Source organism: Bacillus glycinifermentans, from assembly GCF_001042475.2.
Taxonomy (GTDB): Bacteria; Bacillota; Bacilli; order Bacillales; family Bacillaceae; genus Bacillus; species Bacillus glycinifermentans.
In genome coordinates this window covers 1-1,296 of record NZ_LECW02000057.1, presented here as the reverse complement: position 1 = coordinate 1,296, position 1,296 = coordinate 1, and the positions used below count along the sequence as shown (strand labels likewise).

Genomic DNA, 1,296 nt, shown 5'->3' with positions numbered 1-1,296 from the left:
CGGGTTGCTGCGGGAGCGATGGGTGCCGCCGGATACATCCCGGTTGTCGGGTGGTTCGGGAAAGGTGCTAAAGGGATCAAAGGCGCATACAGCATGTACAAAGCCGAGAAGGCGGTCACAACAGTTGATAAAGCCCTGGCTACCTATAGAACGCCGAAAACATTCCAGGCTTTGAAAAACTCTGAAAAGGGTCTATACGGGCTTGCTGCTGCCAACGGGTTCAGCGAAACAATCACCGGCCGGGATATGTTCGGGAATAAGATTTCGGATGAGCAGCGCCAAGATAGCTTTAACCGAGCTCTATCCATGATTGGGGCATTTGGTTTGCGTGGAGTTAACACCAAGTTAAATGTTAAAAAGCCGACGGGTTCCAAAAGACCTTCTTGGCGTCAATCAGAAGTCGATGTGGGAAAAGATTATCCTGGATACAAAGATCAAGTATCTTTCAAAGACCGAATCGAAGTAAAACACGGAACAAAGAACAGCTCCCGTCCTGATTTTTACAATACAGGGCACAGTATTGAGGTTAAAAATTATAAGTTGACCACTTCATCAGGCAGAAGCAACCTGGTGCGAATTGTATCAAACCAATTTAATAAGAGATTAAAAGACTTGCCAGAAGGAACAAAACAAACTGTTATAATAGATGTACGTGGGCAACAAGTATCAAGAGAAATTTTAAGAGATGTTAAGAGAAAAATAGATGAAAAAACAGATAATAAAGCTGAAATAATATTTAAGATGGATTAGAGGTGACTGATATGGCAGTAGGTTTTATGGTGGACTGTTTCTTTTATGAGGCTGGACACGGCGACTTTGTTCATTCATTTTTTTCGACCATTTCATATCATTTAGAGAAAGATGGTTGGGGAACAAAATACCCTTTGCTAATGAATGATTTATACCATGATAAGCTAAAATGGAGCGATGTTCCGGCAGCGCGAGAGAATTTAAAAGAAATTGAAGCAAAGCTTTCAAAACTCCCACCTGAAAGCGTTATATGGGATATTGAAGACTTATCAAAAAATCCTCCTTGGGGAAACAATATAAGTCCTCAAGTAACAGATTTATCTAATTATTTCGCAACAAGCGACGGCAAAACTTTTTTTGAAGTATTATACAGAGCAATGGATGCTTCAGAGGAAGATAAATGCGATATGACTATTCAAAATGTATAACAACAAAAGCCCTCTTAACAGAGGGCCTTCTTTATTATTTCAATAGAGCTTCAATTTTTGCTTTCGTTTTAGGACCGTAAATACCGTCGGCAGACAGCCCGTGCATCAGCTGGAACCG

At 40.9% G+C, this 1,296-nt stretch carries 2 protein-coding genes and 1 pseudogene; 2 read left to right on the top strand and 1 reads right to left on the bottom strand.

Translation table 11 applies throughout. The features are described from left to right. A pseudogene (locus AB447_RS26430) lies at positions 1 to 750 on the top strand (hypothetical protein); the annotation flags it as partial. Positions 751 to 761: 11 nt separating this feature from the next. Then, the gene (locus tag AB447_RS23010; protein WP_048355050.1) at positions 762 to 1,178 is read left to right on the top strand and encodes an immunity 70 family protein; all 417 of its coding nucleotides are present in this window, start codon (positions 762 to 764) and stop codon (positions 1,176 to 1,178) included. A 34-nt stretch (positions 1,179 to 1,212) separates the two neighbouring features. Here AB447_RS23010 and AB447_RS23005 read toward each other — a convergent pair. After that, positions 1,213 to 1,296, bottom strand: an 84-nt coding sequence (locus AB447_RS23005; protein ID WP_172796388.1) for a peptidoglycan-binding protein, incomplete at its 5' end; no start/stop codon positions are given.

Bases quoted from the DNA above. Each gene is read 5' to 3' on its own strand.
- AB447_RS23010 (WP_048355050.1), top strand. From the start codon at position 762: ATGGCAGTAGGTTTTATGGTGGACTGTTTCTTTTATGAGGCTGGACAC.